This window comes from Streptomyces sp. NPDC055189 (genome assembly GCF_053606765.1).
Genome location: NZ_JBSGSG010000064.1, coordinates 38908 through 57880 on the forward strand (window position 1 = coordinate 38908; position 18973 = coordinate 57880).

19 protein-coding genes are annotated in these 18973 nt (G+C 69.8%); 15 read left to right on the plus strand and 4 right to left on the minus strand.

Going from position 1 to position 18973, the window contains the following annotated elements:
• Positions 1 to 6 precede the first annotated feature (6 nt).
• The 4 genes from ACWFR3_RS33245 (at position 7) to ACWFR3_RS33260 (ending at position 5488) form a co-directional block, all read left to right on the plus strand.
• Positions 7 to 1374, plus strand: coding sequence for an aminotransferase class III-fold pyridoxal phosphate-dependent enzyme (locus tag ACWFR3_RS33245; protein WP_453738397.1), 1368 nt, complete (start codon positions 7 to 9; stop codon positions 1372 to 1374).
• A gap of 247 nt (positions 1375 to 1621) precedes the next feature.
• Positions 1622 to 2338: a GntR family transcriptional regulator gene (locus tag ACWFR3_RS33250; protein WP_453738412.1), complete on the plus strand. Its 717-nt coding sequence runs from the start codon at positions 1622 to 1624 to the stop codon at positions 2336 to 2338.
• Entirely contained in the window at positions 2335 to 4770 is a 2436-nt protein-coding gene (locus tag ACWFR3_RS33255; protein WP_453738398.1) for a glycosyltransferase, read from the plus strand. Before ACWFR3_RS33250 ends, ACWFR3_RS33255 begins: the two co-directional genes overlap by 4 nt.
• A 67-nt stretch (positions 4771 to 4837) precedes the next feature.
• The gene (locus ACWFR3_RS33260; protein ID WP_453738399.1) at positions 4838 to 5488 is read left to right on the plus strand and encodes a hypothetical protein; all 651 of its coding nucleotides are present in this window, start codon (positions 4838 to 4840) and stop codon (positions 5486 to 5488) included.
• A gap of 152 nt (positions 5489 to 5640) precedes the next feature.
• Here ACWFR3_RS33260 and ACWFR3_RS33265 read toward each other — a convergent pair whose 3' ends face one another.
• A complete protein-coding gene (locus ACWFR3_RS33265) occupies positions 5641 to 6420 on the minus strand; it encodes an SLATT domain-containing protein (protein WP_453738400.1) in 780 nt (259 codons plus the stop codon).
• A 357-nt stretch (positions 6421 to 6777) separates the two neighbouring features.
• Here ACWFR3_RS33265 and ACWFR3_RS33270 point away from each other — a divergent pair, with 357 nt between their 5' ends.
• The 3 genes from ACWFR3_RS33270 to ACWFR3_RS33280 all read left to right on the plus strand — a co-directional run bounded on the left by ACWFR3_RS33270 (position 6778) and on the right by ACWFR3_RS33280 (position 8634).
• Positions 6778 to 7119, plus strand: coding sequence for a YbaB/EbfC family nucleoid-associated protein (locus tag ACWFR3_RS33270; protein WP_190084082.1), 342 nt, complete (start codon positions 6778 to 6780; stop codon positions 7117 to 7119).
• Positions 7120 to 7232: 113 nt separating this feature from the next.
• Positions 7233 to 7832 carry a recombination mediator RecR gene (gene recR, locus ACWFR3_RS33275; protein ID WP_030781910.1) on the plus strand — a complete coding sequence of 200 codons (600 nt, stop codon included), beginning with the start codon at positions 7233 to 7235 and terminating at the stop codon, positions 7830 to 7832.
• A gap of 112 nt (positions 7833 to 7944) precedes the next feature.
• Positions 7945 to 8634 (plus strand): DUF5063 domain-containing protein, encoded by a 690-nt coding sequence (locus ACWFR3_RS33280; RefSeq protein ID WP_453738413.1) that lies wholly within the window; start codon positions 7945 to 7947, stop codon positions 8632 to 8634.
• A gap of 63 nt (positions 8635 to 8697) precedes the next feature.
• Here ACWFR3_RS33280 and ACWFR3_RS33285 read toward each other — a convergent pair whose 3' ends face one another.
• From ACWFR3_RS33285 to ACWFR3_RS33295, 3 genes are all read right to left on the minus strand, one after another.
• Positions 8698 to 9837, minus strand: a complete 1140-nt coding sequence (locus ACWFR3_RS33285; protein ID WP_453738401.1) for a hypothetical protein — start codon at positions 9835 to 9837, stop codon at positions 8698 to 8700.
• A complete protein-coding gene (locus ACWFR3_RS33290) occupies positions 9779 to 10186 on the minus strand; it encodes a PadR family transcriptional regulator (protein WP_453738402.1) in 408 nt (135 codons plus the stop codon). Before ACWFR3_RS33290 ends, ACWFR3_RS33285 begins: the two co-directional genes overlap by 59 nt.
• A gap of 95 nt (positions 10187 to 10281) precedes the next feature.
• Positions 10282 to 10680, minus strand: coding sequence for a hypothetical protein (locus tag ACWFR3_RS33295; RefSeq protein WP_453738403.1), 399 nt, complete (start codon positions 10678 to 10680; stop codon positions 10282 to 10284).
• 84 nt (positions 10681 to 10764) lie between these two features.
• Between ACWFR3_RS33295 and ACWFR3_RS33300 the strand changes: the two genes are divergently transcribed.
• From ACWFR3_RS33300 to ACWFR3_RS33335, 8 genes are all read left to right on the plus strand, one after another.
• A complete protein-coding gene (locus tag ACWFR3_RS33300) occupies positions 10765 to 11565 on the plus strand; it encodes a helix-turn-helix domain-containing protein (protein WP_453738404.1) in 801 nt (266 codons plus the stop codon).
• Positions 11555 to 11806 carry a DUF397 domain-containing protein gene (locus ACWFR3_RS33305; protein WP_453738405.1) on the plus strand — a complete coding sequence of 84 codons (252 nt, stop codon included), beginning with the start codon at positions 11555 to 11557 and terminating at the stop codon, positions 11804 to 11806. The genes ACWFR3_RS33300 and ACWFR3_RS33305 overlap by 11 nt, the downstream gene beginning before the upstream one ends.
• A gap of 340 nt (positions 11807 to 12146) precedes the next feature.
• Positions 12147 to 13199 (plus strand): hypothetical protein, encoded by a 1053-nt coding sequence (locus ACWFR3_RS33310; RefSeq protein WP_453738406.1) that lies wholly within the window; start codon positions 12147 to 12149, stop codon positions 13197 to 13199.
• Between the two features lie 50 nt (positions 13200 to 13249).
• The gene (locus tag ACWFR3_RS33315; protein ID WP_453738407.1) at positions 13250 to 13828 is read left to right on the plus strand and encodes a Uma2 family endonuclease; all 579 of its coding nucleotides are present in this window, start codon (positions 13250 to 13252) and stop codon (positions 13826 to 13828) included.
• 281 nt (positions 13829 to 14109) lie between these two features.
• Positions 14110 to 15381, plus strand: a complete 1272-nt coding sequence (locus tag ACWFR3_RS33320; protein WP_453738408.1) for an aspartate kinase — start codon at positions 14110 to 14112, stop codon at positions 15379 to 15381.
• Positions 15378 to 16442: an aspartate-semialdehyde dehydrogenase gene (locus ACWFR3_RS33325; RefSeq protein ID WP_453738409.1), complete on the plus strand. Its 1065-nt coding sequence runs from the start codon at positions 15378 to 15380 to the stop codon at positions 16440 to 16442. The genes ACWFR3_RS33320 and ACWFR3_RS33325 overlap by 4 nt, the downstream gene beginning before the upstream one ends.
• Positions 16443 to 16785: 343 nt before the next feature.
• Complete coding sequence (locus tag ACWFR3_RS33330) at positions 16786 to 17445, plus strand: SigE family RNA polymerase sigma factor (RefSeq protein WP_397716119.1); 660 nt, start codon at positions 16786 to 16788, stop codon at positions 17443 to 17445.
• A complete protein-coding gene (locus tag ACWFR3_RS33335) occupies positions 17442 to 18770 on the plus strand; it encodes a hypothetical protein (protein WP_453738410.1) in 1329 nt (442 codons plus the stop codon). The genes ACWFR3_RS33330 and ACWFR3_RS33335 overlap by 4 nt, the downstream gene beginning before the upstream one ends.
• Positions 18771 to 18973 lie beyond the last annotated feature (203 nt).

The following is an 18973-nucleotide window of genomic DNA, read 5'->3' on the forward strand; positions in this document are numbered from 1 at the left end:
GCCCCCATGACCCCTCAGCCGAACCCGAACCCCCAGGTCGGCGCCGCCGTAAAGGCAGCAGACCGCGCACACGTGTTCCACTCCTGGTCCGCCCAGGAGCTGATCGACCCCCTCGCCGTAGCCGGCGCCGAGGGCTCGTACTTCTGGGACTACGAAGGCAACCGCTACCTCGACTTCACCAGCGGCCTCGTCTTCACGAACATCGGATACCAGCACCCGAAGGTCGTCGCCGCGATCCAGAAGCAGGCGGCGGAGATGACGACCTTCGCCCCCGCCTTCGCCGTGGAAGCCCGCTCCGAGGCCGCACGCCTCATCGCCGAGCGGACCCCCGGCGACCTGGACAAGATCTTCTTCACCAACGGCGGCGCGGAGGCCGTGGAGAACGCGACCCGCATGGCGCGCCTCCACACCGGCCGCCCCAAGGTCCTCTCGGCCTACCGCTCGTACCACGGCGCCACCGCCGCCGCGATCAACCTCACCGGCGACCCCCGCCGCTGGGCCTCCGACACCGGCTCGGCGGGCGTCGTCCGCTTCTGGGCGCCGTTCCTCTACCGCAGCGCGTTCTACGCCGAGAACGAGCAGCAGGAGTGCGAGCGCGCCCTCCAGCACCTGGAGGACACCATCGCCTTCGAGGGCCCCGCGACCATCGCGGGGATCATCCTCGAATCCGTCCCCGGAACCGCCGGCATCATGACCCCGCCGCCGGGCTACCTCAAGGGCGTCCGCGAGATCTGCGACCGGCACGGCATCGTCCTCATCCTGGACGAGGTGATGGCGGGCTTCGGGCGTACCGGCAAGTGGTTCGCCGCCGACCACTTCGACGGCGGCATCGTCCCCGACCTCCTCACCTTCGCGAAGGGCGTGAACTCCGGTTACGTCCCGCTCGGCGGCGTCGCGATCTCCTCCGCCATCGCCGACACGTTCGCCCGCAGGCCCTACCCCGGCGGTCTCACGTACTCCGGCCACCCGCTGGCCTGCGCGGCCGCGGTGGCGACGATCAACGCCATGGAGGACGAGGGCATCGTCGAGAACGCGGCCCGCGTCGGCACGGAGATCATCGCTCCCGCCCTCGCCGAGCTCGCCGAACGGCACCCGAGCGTCGGCGAGGTCCGCGGACTCGGCATGTTCTGGGCCCTGGAGCTGGTCAAGAACAAGGAGACCCGCGAGCCCCTGGTCCCGTACAACGCCACGGGCGAGGCGAACGCCCCGATGGCCGCGTTCGGCGCCGCCGCGAAGAAGCAGGGCCTGTGGCCCTTCATCAACATGAACCGCACCCACGTGGTCCCCCCGTGCAACATCACGGACACGGAGGCCAAGGAGGGCCTGGCGGCCCTTGACGCCGCGCTGGCGGTGGCGGACGAACACACGGCCTGACCGGACCGGCCCCGGGGCCCCCGGGCGCCGGGGCCGCCCCGCCCCGGCCCGGCCCGGGGCCGACGCCCGCCGTTGCCGGCCGCGGGGCCGTCGCCGCCTGTGCCGCCGCTTCGCGGCGGATCTTTCCCGCCCACCCACCCGATTGCCCCGCGCCCGAGAACGGCCCCGGCCCCCGGGAACCCCGACCGCGTAGTCTGACGTGCTCGTAAGCAAGTGCGACCCGTACGACGACTCCGAGGGACCCCAGATGCCCGGCACCGACGGCCCCGCCGTCATCCGCAGCACTCTGCGCCAGCAGATCGCCGACGCGCTGCGCGACGAGATCCTCGGCGGTCGTCTGGAGCCGGGCCAGGAGTTCACGGTCAAGGAGATCGCCGAGCAGTACGGCGTCTCCGCGACCCCCGTCCGCGAAGCCCTGGTGAACCTCGCCGCGCAAGGCCTCCTCGACGCCGACCAGCACCGCGGCTACCGCGTCCACGAGCACTCCCTCGCGGACTACCGCGGCATGCTGGAGGCCCGCAGGCTCGTCGCCGACGGAATCTTCCGCGACCTCGCGAGAAACGGCACCCCGCTGGGACCCAAGCCGCAGAGCGAAGCCGCCGCCGCGCTCCTTTCCGTACGCCGCCGCGGCGAGGAAGCCGCCCGCGCCGCCTGCGCGGGCGACCTGAACGTCCTCATCGGCTACGACCTGCGCTTCTGGCGCGAACTCAGCGCCCTCTTCGGCAACGCCTACCTCTCGGACTTCCTGCACCGCATCCGCGTCCAGTCCTGGGTCTGCGCCGTCACCTACCTGCGCCGCGCCGTCGAACGCGGCGACGGCGACCTGCGCGGCACCCTCTGGGCCCGGCACACCGAGCTCGTCGACGCCCTCGCGCACCGCGACCCCGAGGCCGCGCACAGAATCATCGACGAGTACAACACCCACTCGCTCGCCCTCATCGAACGTCTAGCGGCCGCTGCATGAGTGTGGATCTGACCGTCGTCGTCCCCGCCTACAACGAGGAACGGCGCCTGGCGCCGACGCTCGCCGCTATCCGGGCGTATCTCGACGACGGCTACGCGGGCGACGGCGAACGCCCCCGGTGGGAGCTGATCGTCGTGGACGACGGCTCCACGGACGCCACCCCCGACATCGCGGCCGACGCCGAGGCCGCCGATGTCCGCGTCCAGCTGATCCACTCCGACCGCAACCGCGGCAAGGGCCACGCCCTGCGCCTGGGCGTCCTCGCCTCGCGCGGCGACCGCGTACTGATCACGGACGCCGACCTGGCCACCCCCATCGAGGAACTGGAGTGCCTGGACAAGGCGCTCACCGACGGCCACGAGGCGGCGATCGGCTCCCGCGCGGGCGCGGAGGCCACCATCGAGGCCCACCAGCACCGACTGCGCGAGCTCCTCGGCCGCAGCGGCAATTTCCTGATACGAACGGTCGCCGTCCCCGGAGTCCGCGACACCCAGTGCGGCTTCAAGCTCTTCGACGGCGACCGTGCCCGTGAAGCCTTCGCCGCGTCCCGCCTGCGCGGCTGGGGGATAGACGTCGAGATACTGCAGTACTTCCGCCGCGCCGGCTGGCCGGTGGCCGAGGTGCCGGTGCGCTGGGCGCACCAGGAGGGCTCGAAGGTCCGCCCCTTCGACTACGTGAAGGTCCTCGCCGAACTGACCTCGCTCAAGGTCCGCGCCGTCCGCCCGGCGGATTGGCTCGTGGCGGCGCTCTTCCTCTCCATGGCGGTCATCCTCTACTCGGGCCGCCTGGTCGCACCCGGCGACCGCTATCTCCCCGACTCCCTCCAGGACCAGAACCAGTGGGAGTGGTTCTTCGCGGTGACGGCGGACAACGTCCGCCACCTCCACAACCCCCTCTTCACGACCCTCCAGAACTTCCCCGACGGCGTGAACCTCATGGCCAACACGGTCATGCTCGGCCTCTCCGTCCCCTTTGCCCCCGTGACCTGGCTCTTCGGCCCGGCGGTAGCCCTGAACGCGGCGATGACGCTCGGCCTGGCCGCGACGGCGGTCGCCTGGTACTGGTTGATCCTCAGGCGTCTCGTACGGCACCGGGGCGCGGCGGCCGTCGGCGCGGCGCTCGCCGCCTTCGCGCCACCGATGATCAGCCACGCCCACGCGCACCCGAACTTCATGGTCCTGTTCATGATCCCGCTGATCATCGACAGGGCACTGCGCCTCTGCGAGGGCGACGGCGACAGAGTTGTACGCGACGGGGTCGTCCTCGGCCTCTTCACCACCTACCAGATCTTCCTCGGCGAGGAACCGCTGCTGCTCGCGGCGATGGGCATGCTGCTGTTCGCGGCGGCGTACGGCGTGGTGCGCAAGGACGTGGCGAGGGAGGCGTTCCGGCCCCTGGCGCGCGGCCTCGGGGTGGCCGTGGCGGTCACGGTCCCGCTGGTCGCCTTCCCGCTGTACTGGCAGTTCTTCGGGCCGCAGAGCTACACGAGCGTGCTGCACGGCGACAACGCGGGCAACAGCCCGCTCGCCCTCCTCTCCTTCGCGGAACGCTCGCTCGCGGGCAGCGCGGAGACCGCGAGCGCCCTCGCCCAGAACCCCACCGAGCAGAACGCCTTCTATGGCTGGCCCCTGGTCGCGCTGGCCTTCGCCGTCGTCGTACGTCTCTGGGAGCAGGCGGTGGTGAAGGCGCTCGCGTTCACGGCCGTCGCGGCGGCGGTCCTCTCCCTGGGACCGAAGTTCCGGATTCCGCTGACGGACATCGTGCTTCCCGGCCCGTGGGCGCCCCTGGCGCACGCCCCGCTCTTCGAGTCGGTCATCGAGTCGCGGGTGGCGATGGTGTGCGCTCCGGCGCTCGGCATGCTGCTCGCACTGGCGCTCGCCCGCCTCCTGGCTCCCGGGCGCCGGGCGACGGCGGCGCGGTACGCGGGCGTGGCCGCGGTCGCCCTCGCGCTCCTGCCGATCGTGCCGGCGCCGCTGCGTGCGGTGGAGCGGGCGCAGCCCCCGGCGTTCATCGCCGACGGGACCTGGCGGAAGTACGTGGGCGACGGCGAGTCCCTCGTACCGATACCGCTGCCGGACCCGGCCGGCGCGGAGGCGCTGCACTGGCAGACCACCGCCGACCTGGGCTTCAGCCTGCCCGGCGGCTACTTCAACGGGCCCTGGGGCCCGGACCGCATCGGCATCTACGGCGCCTCGCCCCGCAACACCTCGAACCTCCTGGCGGACGTCCGCTCGTCGGGCCGTGCCCCGCAACTCACGGACGCCTGGCGCAGGGCGGCGCGCGAGGATCTGACGTACTGGAAGGCGGGCGTCCTGGTCCTCGCGCCCCAGGAGCACGACGCCGCACTGCGGGCAACGGTGGAGCAACTCCTTGACCGGCCCGGAAAGTGGGTAGACGGGGTGTGGATCTGGGATCTGCACAGGGGCAGCTAGCGGGCGTCCGCCCGGACTACGCTGCCTGAACGCGAGGAACGTCCGATGTCCGACATGAGGAGCCCCCTTGGCCTGTGACCTGTGGCTGGTCCCGCTCGTCGACGTGCTGTGCCACAGCCCCGACAATCCCTTCGCCGAAGAGATCGCTGTGTACGACAAGGCGCTGCACGAGGCGGGACTGCCCTCCGTCCCCGTCTTCGCCTACATGCCGGGCCTCTCCGGGGACGTCGCCCCGGTGGCGGGCTTCGACTACGACGCGCTGCATTTCCTGCGCCGGGCGTATCTGCTGCAGGTCTGCGGCCTTGAGGTCACGCCCGTGGACGAACTGGGCGGTGACTACGAGCAGTTGCTGGAGATGTTCGACTCGACGGCCCAGCAGTCGCACCTGGTCTGGCATTACGACCACGCGGGGGCGTACGTCCCGGTGGACTTCCCCGCCCCTCTCTCGAACGACGAACTCCTCTCCGGGGGCGGCCCGCTGGGCTCGTCCCACGCGCTTCTGCGGGAACTGGAATTCGTGGCCCCGTCCATCGGCATCGACGCGGCCAACCCGCCGCGCCCTCCGACCCCGCCCCGGGGCCCCACATCCCTGGAGGAACCGGCGGCCCCGGCTCCCCCCGACGACAGCCCCTTCGCACGGGAACGCCACGTATGGCTGGGCCTCCACGCGGCGACAACCAGAAGCCTGGCGCAAGGCTCCATGATCATCTACAGCTGACCCTGAGTACCTTTCAGCCCGTCCGGCGTTCGAGGACATCTTGTAGGGGGTCTGGGGCGGAGCCCCAGTTTCGGGAAGGGGCGGGATTGGGGAGGCCCCGCAGGGCCCGCCCCGACCCGCACCCGCCCGGCCCCAGCCAGCGCCAGCGCCCCTCACCGAGGCTCAGGCGGCCGCTGCCGAGGCATGTTCGGCGGCCGAGCCCCCGGCGGCAACGCGGCCCGCGCGGGAAGAGAAGCCCCTGCCTCCCCCCGGGAGGAAGGAACCGCCGCCTGCATGGCCAACGGCGCGGGCCCGGACCGAAACTCCACCATCCAGTCCGCGGTCTCCGCCCGCACAAGCTCGGTCACATCCTCCGAGAACCGCCGAAGCACCCCGAGACACCGCTCGGCGGCCTCACTGGCAGTCCCCTCGGTAGGCCCGAGGACCTCCCGCACACTCTCCGACGCCCAGTCGAACTGCAGCACCTGAAGCCGCCGCTGCACGGCCTGCGCGGTGGCCACGTCCCGCATCCACCCGGACGTGAGGCCGAAGAACCGGTCGCACCCCACGCACGCGGCCCCCGCGAGCAGCGAGACGAACCCCCACGTGGCAACGCCCCCCACTGCCCCCGCCAGATCGAGCAGCGGAAACACCCCCGCGCCCACGGCCCCCACCGCCGCCCCGACCCGCGCGAGCCGCGCCCCTCGCCGCTTCCACGCCCGGTCGGAGAGGTACCACCGCACGGTGTTGAGCGCCCCCCGCTCCACCCACCGGTACAACTCGTCGAGCCGCTGAGCAGGCTCCCCCCAGTCGCCGAGCGGAAAGGCCCGCCCCACCAGATCCTCACCGGCCCCACTACCGGCACCACCACCAGAAACGCCCTGCTGCGGACCCGCCCCGGCACCCTGCCCCTCCTGGGGCACCCCCTCGGGCTGCATCTCCGGCTGGCTCACCCGGCACTCCCTCTACCTCTACGAGATCCCTGACTTTTCCCTGCGGCGGTTCCTCACGGTGCACGCCCCGTAACAGCTGGTACTGCAGCGACTCCCGTGACCAATGCGACCGATGCGACTGACGCGACTGAAGTCATGCGCAGCCCCAGTCCTACCGCCCAATGGGTGGCCATGAGCCCGGATTCGAGGTATTTCCGCCCGGAAGAGCCGCTTGATCAGGTATAGGAGGACGGCTGGTCTCACTCGAAAGAGTGCTGGGGCGATGGCTCCCCCGACCACGTAGGCTCGTTCCAGGTGGAAAATCCACCGTAAATACCTCCACAGACCGTCCCAGAACATTCGAGACAGGAGCTGATCGTGATCCCCGGTGGTGGCCAGCCCGACATGCAGCAGCTGCTCCAGCAGGCTCAGAAGATGCAGCAGGACCTAGCGACCGCGCAGGAGGAACTCGCGCGCACCGAGGTCGAAGGACAGGCGGGCGGCGGCCTCGTCAAGGCGACGGTCACCGGCTCCGGTGAGCTGCGCGGCCTGGTGATCGACCCCAAGGCGGTCGACCCTGAGGACACCGAGACCCTCGCGGACCTGGTCGTCGCGGCGGTCCAGGCGGCCAACGAGAACGCGCAGGCGCTTCAGCAGCAGAAGCTGGGCCCGCTCGCGCAGGGTCTGGGCGGCGGAGGCATCCCGGGCCTCCCCTTCTAGCGGCCGACCGGCCTTCCCTTCTAAGAGGGCCAGAGGCCAACTACCGTACGTACCAAACCGCGATACTCGGCAAGACGCGATACTCGGCAAGAGCAGGACAGGAAAGGCACCCCGTGTACGAAGGCGTGGTTCAGGACCTCATCGACGAGTTGGGCAGGCTGCCCGGCGTCGGTCCCAAGAGCGCGCAGCGGATCGCCTTCCACATCCTGCAGGCGGAGCCGACGGACGTACGCCGCCTCGCGCACGCCCTCCTTGAAGTGAAGGACAAGGTCCGCTTCTGCGCGACCTGCGGCAACGTCGCGCAGGAAGAGCTCTGCAACATCTGCCGCGACCCGCGCCGCGACCTGAGCGTCATCTGCGTCGTCGAGGAGCCGAAGGACGTCGTGGCGATCGAGCGTACGCGTGAGTTCCGGGGGAAGTACCACGTACTGGGTGGAGCGATCAGCCCCATCGAGGGCGTCGGCCCGGACGACTTGCGGATACGAGAACTGCTCGCGCGCCTGGCGGACGGCACGGTCACCGAGCTGATCCTCGCCACGGACCCCAACCTGGAGGGGGAGGCCACAGCGACGTACCTCGCCCGCATGATCAAGCCCATGGGCCTGAAGGTAACCCGCCTGGCCAGCGGGCTCCCTGTCGGGGGAGATCTGGAATACGCGGACGAGGTCACCCTGGGCCGCGCCTTCGAGGGGAGACGACTCCTAGATGTCTAAGAAGCAGCCTGAGAAGTCCACGAATCCGAAGTCGACGTCGAAGCAGGCAGTGACGGCCGCCCCTGAGCCGACACCGACCGTCGCGCGCGAGCCGATCGTCACGCGCGGGCCGATGGCCGACCTGGAGCCGATCGACGCCCCCGAGCCCACGGTCCTCCTGCACGCCGCCGCCCAGGACCCGGACTCCTTCGCGGTCCAGATCTCGGACCAGATCGAGAGCTTCATCGTCGCGGTGACGGAGGTGGCGAAGGGCGACGAGCCGGACTCGGCGATCCCCTTCCTACTCCTCGAAGTCTCCCAACTCCTCCTCGCCGGCGGCCGCCTGGGCGCACACGAGGACATCGTCCCCGAGGAGCGCTACGAACCCGACCTCGGCCCCGAGCGCGACGTGGACGACCTGCGCGAGCGCCTGGCCGCCATGCTGGAGCCGATCGACGTCTACTCCGAGGTCTTCGACCCCTACGAGCCCCGCAAGGCTCCGGTCGCCTGCCGTATCTCGGACGACCTGGCAGACGTGATCGCCGACCTCTCCCACGGCCTTGCCCACTACCGCGCGGGCCGCACGGTGGAGGCCCTCTGGTGGTGGCAGTTCTCCTACTTCTCGAACTGGGGCTCCACCGCCTCGGGCGCCCTGCGTGCCCTCCAGTCCCTGGTGGCCCACATCCGTCTGAACCAGCCCCTCGAAGACCTCAACGGCCTGGACACGGACGAAGACCTGGCCGAGGACGCGCTCGCCGAGGCAGCGGGCAAGGTCATGGCGGAGGAGATCGCCGGGCCCCTGGGCCTGCGCTCGGTGCAGTAACCGGGCCCCTGGGCCTGCGCTCGGTGCAGTATCCGACCCCGGCATACCAGGGCCGGACAGAGCTCACGCCGTGCTGTCCGTGCCGCCCGGCCCGCCCGCCCCGCCCGTGCGGGCCGGGCGGAGCTTTTGCCACAGGGACCACGTCGTGGTGACCCAGGCCCAGATGCCGGCAACCAGCACGGCGACCTTGGCCCAGAACCATGGCGACGCGGGCTCCGGATCGTTGACCAGGTCGAGGCCCCACCAGAGAAGGCCCCCGGTGAACAGGACGGTGGGTATCAACTCGGCCCGGGCCGCGCGCCGTGGCTTCTGGGGCCCTTCGCTGAGCCGCAGCGCGTAGACGTCGACGTCCCCGAACTCGTCGACAGCACGTCCGCCCGAAGCGGCGAGATGATCCCGCGCCTCGGCCACGCACCGCGCGGCCTCGCCGGCCGAAACCCCGTGCCGCCCCCGCAGCAACGCGGAGAGTCGCTTCAGCCAGGCCTCGTCGTCGTCCCGCCGTACCCCCTCGGAAGGCTCGGCTGCCCGCTCGCGGAACCAGCGCCCGACGCGCGCGGGGGAGAGATTCCACCCCAGCACACCCAGCAGCGCGCCGACGACGAACAACGACGGTGCCGGAATGCTCACTTGGGGCCCACGGGGTATTGCGGTGAACCCTGCCGCGCAGGCCAGGACGAGCACCCCGGCGCAGACGGCGGCAACCCTCCCCGCGCGAAGCCGCCCGGCAGCCCGCAGTTCGGGAATGACACCGGTGACGAGTACGACGAGCGCGGTGAGCAGCAGACCGGCGCCACCCGTGGGCCAGCCGACATCGATCCAGAGCCCGCCACTGACCCACAACACGACACCGAACAGGAAGACCTGCCCACCGGCCAAGAGCAACGAGCTGGTGAACCGATCACCTGCGGCGAAGCCTTCGAGGTCGACTGAGCTGCGGTGCGCCTCGTCGATCCGCTCGGCGGCCACCGTCTCTGCGTACGCGGCAGGGTTGCCGAAGATCTCCCTGACGGGTATCCCCGCCTCGACGCCAGTCAGCCGAGCCTCTTCAAGCACCTGCTCGGCGAGCCCGTCCGGCGCCGAGTGCTCGACGGCCAACGCGAGCTCGAACTCGGCGGCCCACCGCGCGTCATCGCCACTGCCCCAGTCAGCCTTCTGCTCCTGCTCCTGCCTCTGCTTCTGTGCCCTGCCGTCCGTTCGCGTCATCGTGTTCCCCCAGTTCTCGCTGATCCTTCGAGCCGGCCAAGGCCGTGACCACGCCGTCGAAGTCGCGCCACGCGTGGTACTCGACGACCAGCCGCTCGCGCCCCGCGTCCGTGAGGCTGTAGTACTTCCGGCCGGGCCCGCCCTCGCCCGCACTCCAGCGGATGTCGACGGCGCCTTCCTCTTCCAGCCTGGTCAGGGCCGGGTAGAGGGTGGCCGCCTTGGCATTGGCCATCCCGGCCGCGCTCAGCTCCTGCAGCAGCGCGTACCCATAGCTCTCTCCGCGCTCCAGCATCCCGAGCAGACACAGCGGCAGCGCCGCCCGCAGCCACGCGGAACTGAACTCCGGCACCTGCTCAGCCCTCCGTCCCCGTCTTTCCGTCCTTCTCGACTAGTTGCGTTTTCAGAATAGTCCAGAACTCCGACATCCACCACCCCCAATCCCCCCTACCTCCCGACCGGCCCCAGCGCCTTCAGCAGCCGGGCCGGCTCCACGTACGGAGCCGTGGGCGTCGGCTCGCTGTACCAGCTCAGCGGCCACGTGTTGCCCGCCAGCGCAGGAACCCCGATGTACGTCACCGTGCGCGGCGTGCCGAAGCGCTGTACGCCAAGCGGCCAGCTGTGGTCCTTGGCCGTACCGGGAGCCACCAGGAAGTACATCCACCGGGCGCCCGATGCCTCGCAGATGACGGGGCCCGCGTCATCCCCCGTCTCCCTGACCAGCCGCGCGGCGACCAGTCCCCCTGGTGCGCCCTGAATCCGCAGCGCGTCGAAGTGGACGCCGGACATGCGGAGATGGTGCCCCGCCATGGGGACCCACTCGGGCCAGTGGATTGCGTTCGTCATGGCTACACGGTGCGTTGCGCGGGGCTACTCTCGGTAGTGACTGAGGGGATACACAACGCGGTGTATCCGCCGGAGGGGGTTGTTGTGTCCGTTCAGTACAACCCGACTTGGCGTTACAGCGGCAACCAGATGAAGCGGTGGCGGACCAAGGCGAGCGTCACGCGTGAGGAGCTGGGGGCCGCCTCCAACTACTCTCCGGACACCATCAAGGCCATGGAGCAAGGCGTTCGCATGCCTACGGCTCGGGCGTTGGACGCGGCGGATGAGCTCTGCAATGCGGATGGGCTGCTGAGTGCGGCGAAGGAGTACGTGAGGGCGGAGAAGTTTCCGGCTCGGGCGCAGGACTTCATGCTTTACGAGCAGCAGGCGATCACCGTGTGGTGGTACGAGCCCTTGCTGGTCCCAGGGCCGCTGCAAACGGAGTCGTTCGCGCGGAGGTTGATCGGTAACCATGTCCCGCCCTTGGATGAGGAGACCATCGAGGAACGGGTTGCTGCGCGGCTGGAGCGACAGGAAATTCACACTCGTAAGCCGCTCGTGGCGTGCAGCTATGTCGTGTACGAGGCGGCGCTGGTCAATCCGTACGTTGCTAAGGATCAGCTGCTGCACCTCTTGGATACTGGTCGCCGACATAACGTGTCGATCCAGGTACTGCCGTTCGGTCGGGCGATGACTGCTGCCCTGCATGGCGAGATGATTCTGCTGGAGACGCGGGATCACGAACGTCTCGCGTATACGGAGGCGCCATCAACGAGTCAGCTGACCGCCGACCCGGAAGTCATGAGCGCTCAGACTGAACGACTTAGCATGATCCGCGGCATGGCTCTCGACCCCGATGAGTCGGCACGCTTCATCGAGCGGATGGCGGAGACCTGTGAGCGATGAGCTGAAGTGGTTCAAGTCCAGTCGTAGCGGTCCCGAAGGGGATGCTTGCCTCGAAGTCGCCCTCGACTGGCGAAAGTCCACGTACAGCGATGGCGAAGGCGGCGCCTGCGTAGAGATAGCCCCCTGCCCCACCGCCATCCACGTACGCGACTCCAAGCTCCCCCCGGAGACCGGCCCCCGCCTGACCCTCCCGGCGTCCGCCTGGTCCGCCTTCCTCGGGTACGCCACCCGTTCTCAATAAAGTCCCGCCGAACAGGGCCATTTACGGCCCCCGAGCGGGACTTTCCTGCAGTTCACCCCGGAGCTCAAGCTCCGAGCCCCGAGCTCCTCCCTGGGTTGGTTGATTGGGAGATAGAAGCCAACCAACCAGTCCGAACGGGGAGTTGAGCTGCGCGTCACCCTCAAGGGTGACGTTCCGTAGTCAGCTTGCGCCGCAACGTAAAGGCGCTCTACGTTCGCGGCAATAGAACGGCCCCGGCGGTGCGCCAACACCAACTCCGGGGCCTAGTCCTACGGATCGAAAGACCTCGACCGTGACTTACGCCAAGCGTAATCCTGTCCTGCCGTCCCCGTCTCACCCCATGGCCAAAACGGGCTACGGGAAGCGCCCTGCGGATGACGTAGAGCCGCACACGGAAGCGGATTTCGCGCACCTGCATCCGCGTGACGCCGATATCGCCGTCTTCGTCGACCATCTGGAAGACGGCGCCGCGATGGGCTACAAGGACCTCGCCGCCGCGCACCCCCTGTACGGCCAGCAAGCCGTCCGCACCTCGCTGGGGCGGCTGACCGAGGTCGGCCATCTCCGGTGGATCAAGGAGCACCTCACCGTCGAGGACGACTCGATGCGCTGGGTCACCCGTACGTACTGGTCGCGTATCCGCAGGTCAGAGGAGTGGTGGGCGGAGTTCGCCCGCGCCCGGCACGGGCGGGACGTCACGCACGATTGCCAGCCGGGCCTCGCCCGCGCCGAGGAGCCGCCGCCGGAGACGGAGCCGGACCCCGCCCCCGAAAACCCCGAGAACCCCAAGTCCCCCGAGACCCCCGAGTCCCCCGAAACCCCCACCCCCGCCTACCGCGCCCTCGCGAGCCTCCGCACCGCCGACCGCCGCATGGCCCTCTCCGAAGGGGAGTGCAAGCAGTTGGAGCCCCGCGCTGCGGAGTGGTTGGCCCGTGGGGCCACCCCGCGGGACATCACCCTCGCCCTCACCTCCGGGCTGCCGCCCACCGTCACGAATCCGGGCGGTCTCGCCCGTACCCGATTGGAGAGCAAGATGCCTCCCAGGCCGAACCCCAAGACGCCCGCGGCCCCTGGCCGCGTCCGCGTCACCCGCGCCGTCTTCGTCTGCGGGCTCTGCGAAGAGCCCGAGACGTCCGTGAAGTTGATCAACGGGATCTGCGCGGAGTGCCGTGCCGAGACCGAGACCTGCGACTGCGAGCAGTGTGTGGAGGACGCAGCGGACGTGGTGGACGCGGTGGACGCTGTGGTGGGAGCTCGCCGGGCCATCCCCATCCCGGACACGTTCCTCGCCCGCCCCCGCCCCGCAGCGGACGACGCCGTGGTGGACGTGACCGCGCGCGTGGCGGAGCTGCGCCGCGCGGCGGGGCTTCCGGCGGGGCGAGGTGGCGTATGAGCGTGCAGGAAGTGCCGGCCCAGGCACCATGGAGTCAAGGAGGCGACGCCATGACCCCCAGGGCCACCGACCGACCGCTGATCTCCGTCGAGGAATTCGAGGAGCTGGAGCGCCACGCGCCCGAGCACGTGTGGCTGGAGTTCATCAACGGAAGGATCGTGGTCAAGCCCATGCCGGACGGCAATCACAGCGAGATCATCGCTTGGCTGCAGCGACAATGCCTGCAGCAGCGTCCTGATTTCTGGCTGCATGCCGAGCGCGGTGTGAAGGCCGAGCGCTACCGCCGAGGGCGCGCCCGGGCAGATGGCTTTCTCGTACTGGAAGGCGGTCTCAAGGGCCATGGTGAGTGGTCGGATCCCGAGGGTGCGCTCATGGTCGTCGAGATCACGTCGTACGACTCGGACACCAACCGGCGTGACCGCATCGAGAAACCGGACGGCTATGCGGCGGCAGGTATCCCGGTCTATCTCCTGATCGACCGTGACGACTGCTCCGTCACGGTGTACGCGGATCCGGAGGGTGGTCGCTACCGCCGCCAGGCAAAGGAGCCGTTCGGTGCGGACGTCAAGTTGCCGGACCCCGTAGCCATCACCCTCAACACCGAGAAACTCAAGGACTACGCCGACTGAGGCCCGGGAAGACTGAGGCGCGGGCAGGCTGGAGCCTGGGAAGAGCGGGTCCCGGAGCTGTGACCCGCCCCACTTTCCGGAGTGGCCCACTTCCAAACGGGCATGTGCCAAGCCGAGCGGTCGAAACGTACCTCCCGAGCAGCGGGGGCGTATGCCTGTGGATGATCACCTGGTGGGCGGGACATCTCACCATGCGATATCCGCGAGGCGAATTTCGGCCGCTCGTTAGACTGAGCCGACCGCAGCAGTGCGGTAAGAGACGGACTGAGCGAGGAGCGCACGTGAGCCTTGTCGTGCAGAAGTACGGAGGCTCCTCCGTAGCCGATGCCGAGGGCATCAAGCGGGTCGCCAAGAGGGTTGTCGACGCCAAGAAGAACGGCCATCAGGTCGTTGTCGTGGTGTCCGCAATGGGTGACACGACGGATGAGTTGATCGATCTTGCCGGGCAGGTATCCCCGATCCCTGCCGGGCGTGAATTCGACATGCTGCTGACCGCCGGGGAGCGGATCTCCATGGCCTTGCTGGCCATGGCGATCAAAAACCTGGGTCACGCGGCCCAGTCGTTCACGGGCAGCCAGGCCGGTGTCATCACCGACTCCGTCCACAACAAAGCGCGGATCATCGATGTGACCCCCGGGCGGATCCAGACGTCGGTCGACGAGGGCAACATCGCCATCGTCGCCGGTTTCCAGGGCGTCAGCCAGGAGGGCAAGAACATCACCACGCTCGGTCGTGGTGGATCCGACACGACCGCCGTCGCCCTCGCGGCCGCGCTCGACGCAGAGGTCTGCGAGATCTACACGGACGTCGACGGTGTGTTCACCGCCGACCCGCGTGTGGTGAAGAAGGCCCAGAAGATCGACTGGATCTCGTTCGAGGACATGCTGGAGCTCGCGAGCTCCGGGTCCAAGGTGCTGCTCCACCGCTGTGTGGAGTACGCCCGTCGTTACAACATCCCGATTCACGTCCGCTCGTCCTTCTCGGGACTGCAGGGCACGTGGGTCAGCAACGAACCGCAAGGGGACCGCAAGGTGGAGCAGGCCATCATCTCCGGTGTCGCGCACGACACCTCGGAGGCCAAGATCACGGTCGTCGGCGTGCCGGACAAGCCGGGTGAGGCCGCCTCGATCTTCCGCGCCATCGCGGACTCCGGGGTCAACATCGACATGATCGTCCAGAACGTGTCGGCAGCCTCGACCGGTCTCACGGACATCTCGTTCACGCTGCCCAAGGCCGAGGGCCGCAAGGCGATCGACGCGCTGGAGAAGACCCGCGCCGACATCGGCTTCGACTCCCTTCGCTACGACGACCAGATCGCCAAGATCTCGCTGGTCGGCGCCGGTATGAAGACGAACCCCGGCGTCACCGCCGCCTTCTTCGAGGCGCTCAGCGACGCGGGCGTGAACATCGAGCTGATCTCGACCTCCGAGATCCGCATCTCGGTCGTGACGCGTGCCGATGACGCGAACGAGTCCGTGCGCGCCGTGCACACCGCCTTCGGCCTCGACTCCGACACGGACGAGGCCGTGGTCTATGGAGGCACCGGGCGATGACCGGAAAGCCGACGCTCGCGGTCGTCGGAGCGACCGGGGCCGTCGGCGCGGTCATGCTCCAGATCCTGTCGCAGCACGCCGACATCTGGGGCGAGATCCGACTCGTGGCCTCACCGCGCTCGGCCGGCCGCAAGCTGGCCGTGCGCGGTGAGGAGGTCGAGGTCCTCGCGCTGAGCGAGGAGGCCTTCGACGGCGTCGACGTGGCCATGTTCGAGCTGCCCGACGAGGTCAGCGCGCAGTGGGCGCCCGTTGCCGCGGCCAAGGGCGTCGTCGTCGTGGACAACTCCGCCGCCTTCCGGATGGACCCGGACGTGCCGCTGGTCGTCCCCGAGGTCAATCCGCACGCCGCGCGCGTACGCCCGCGCGGCATCGTCGCCAATCCGAACTGCACGACCCTCTCGATGATCGTGGCCATCGGCGCGCTGCATGCCGAGTTCGGCCTGCGCGAGCTGATCGTCTCCTCGTACCAGGCGGTGAGCGGGGCCGGGCGCGACGGCGTCGACACGCTGCGGCGGCAGATGAAGCTGGTGGCGGGCTCGGAGCTCGGCACGAGCCCCGGTGACGTACGGCGTGCTGTCGGCGACGACACCGGGCCGTTCCTGGAGCCCGTGGCGCTGAACGTGGTGCCGTGGGCCGGGACGCTGCGGGACGACGGGTGGTCCTCCGAGGAGATGAAGGTGCGGGACGAGTCCCGCAAGATCCTCGGGCTTCCCGATCTGAAGATCGCGGCCACGTGCGTACGCGTGCCGGTCGTGACCACGCACTCGCTGACCGTCCACGCGCGCTTCGAGGACGAGGTCACGGTGGACAAGGCACGGGAGATCCTGGCCACCGCGCCGGGCGTCGTGCTCTTCGACAACCCGGCCGCGGGCGAGTTCCCGACCCCCGCCGACGTGGTGGGCACCGACCCCACGTGGGTGGGCCGGGTGCGGCGGGCGCTGGACGATCCGACCGCCCTTGAGCTCTTCGTGTGCGGGGACAATCTGCGCAAGGGGGCCGCTCTGAACACGGTTCAGATCGCGGAGCTGGTGGCGGGGGAGTTCACCGGGCGGCAGTCCTGAGGAGCATTTTGTTCACCGATCAATGACCCGGTGCGACAAGATTTGTGGGATCTGTGTAAGTTCTGTGTCCAACTTGGTGGCCAGGATCGCTTGAACTGGACCATTGCCGCGTTCGAAGATTCGCAATATTCGTCCCCGTCCACTGCAACCGGCAGCAGGGCGGGGCGCGTCTTTGCGATCGCCCTCCAGGGGTGTTGACCTGAGCGCTGCGAAAATTGGGCATAGGGGAAGAGCTGGTACGCATGGGGGCATTTGATGCATCGTCACCAACGGCGACGATGCCTGCCGCAAACGCGCCGCGCGATGCGTACAACCCTCCTGGGGGTAAGCGTGTCCAACAGGCGTGGCAGAGGTACTCGATTTCACAGCGGTTCAGGCGAGAGGCGCACTCCTGCGTCCTCCCCGCCGTCCCCGTGCGCCCGCCGGCATGCCGGTGATCGCCCCCATGCCCACCACGAGATCGGCCCGCATCCCGACGCAGCGCGAGGGCGCTGAGGAGACGATGAGTGCGGGCACCACAGTCGACCACCTGACCGAGACCTACCGCGCCCACTACCGGTCGCTCCTCGGGCTCGCGGCGCTGCTTCTCGATGACACGGCCTCCTGCGAGGACGTGGTGCAGGAGGCGTTCATCCGGGTGCACTCGGCGCGCAAACGCGTGCGGGACCCGGAGAAGACGCTCGCCTATCTGCGGCAGACCGTCGTGAACCTCTCGCGGTCCGCGCTGCGGCGCCGGATCCTCGGTCTGAAGCTCCTCTCGAAGCCGATGCCGGACATGGCGAGCGCGGAGGAGGGGGCGTACGACCTCCTTGAGCGGGACGAGCTGATCAAGGCCATGCGTGGCCTCCAGCGCCGCCAGCGGGAGGTCCTGGTCCTGCGGTATTTCGCGGACATGACCGAGGCGCAGGTCGCCGAGACCCTGGGCATATCGCTCGGGTCGGTGAAGGCGTACGGATCGCGTGGGATCGCGGCTCTGCGGGTCGCCATGGAGGCACCGGCATGAGCAAGCAGGAGTACGGGCGTGAGCGCCGCGAGCGCGATGAGAACGCCGAGTTTGAGCAGCATGCTGGGGACGGAACTGTGAATCACGGTCAGGGCGACGAGCCCATCCCGTCCGCGTCCGAAGACGGGTCAGGGGCAGGTGCAGGGCCCGGGTCCGGGGCCGGGTCCGAAGGGGCTGAGGGCGAACCCGGGCCGGATGCCGGTGCGGCGAAGGCTGGTGCCGAGTCCGGCGCGAACGCCGAGGCCGGTGCCGAGTCCAATGCCGAGTCCGGTGCGAAGCTCTCGGCCGTGCCGGGTGACCCCTTCGGCGGGCTCGGCGGGTTCGCTGGTATCGGCGGTGAGGACGGCGGCTCCGACGAGCTGGCGCTGCGCAGGATGATGCGTTCGGCCGTCCAGGAGATAGAGCCGGGCGACCGCGCCCTGGAGCGGCTGCGCCACGCGGTGCCCGCCCGGCGGGCACGCAAGCGCCAGGCCGTGGTCGGCATGGCGGCCGCCGCGCTCTTCATCGGCACCGCCATCCCCGCTCTCGTGCACGTCACGAACTCGGGCAGCGGCTCGGACGACCGGCCCTCGATAGCCGGCAACAGCGAGCAGACGCAGGGCGGCTCCAGCCAGGGCAAGGGCCCCGACGGCGGCGAGAAGGGCGAGGGCAGCGGCTCGGGCCCCTCGAAGTCCAAGGACAAGAAAGACAAGAAGGACAAGAAGGACGGCAAGGGGAAGGGCGCGTCCAGCGACGGCGCGACAGGTGGCCCCGACCCGTCGGGCACAACGGCCGCCGACTCGCCTGCCTGCGCGGTCGACCAGCTCGGCAATGCCAGCGGTAGCGCGGGGGCGGCAGAGGCGGACGGCAAGGTGTACGGCACCTTCCGGATCGCCAACGTCTCCGGGAGCACGTGCACGGTCAGCGCCCCGGGCAGCATCGGCACGTCGACCACCGGGGCGGCCGATCCCGCGAAGATCGCCGTCGTGGACCACGTCGCGGGCGACGCGGCCACGGGCCTGCCGGACCCGGCCCAGGCGGTCGGCTCACTGGTCCTCGAACCGGGTGCCGCGTACGAGGTGAAGTTCGCCTGGGTGCCTTCGGAAGGGTGTCCGACGGACAGCGGTGAGCCGTCCCCCGACCCGACGCCCACCGAGGGAGGCGGCTCGGACGGCGGCACGCCGGACAACACGGAACCGCAGATGGTCCGCGAGGACGGCGGCGTCCTCGAAGGCGGAGTGACGGTGTCCCTGACGGCGTCGGAGGGTTCGCCCGCGGCCGGCGCGACGATCGCCAACGCGTGTGCGGGGACGGTCTACCGGACGGGGATGCTGTCAGCTTCGTAGCCGGTGGCGGTGGTACTGCGGACGGGGCGGGGGGCCAGGAACCCCCCCCGCCCGCCGGGGGGGCCCCCCCCCCCCGGGCGCCGGGGCCCGCCGCACCCCCCCCCCCCCGCGCCCCACCCCCCGGGCCCCGGGGCCCGCCTGGCCTGGGCCCGGCGGCCCCACGACCACCAGGCTCACCCACCCTCTCCGCACCTGCGAGGCAT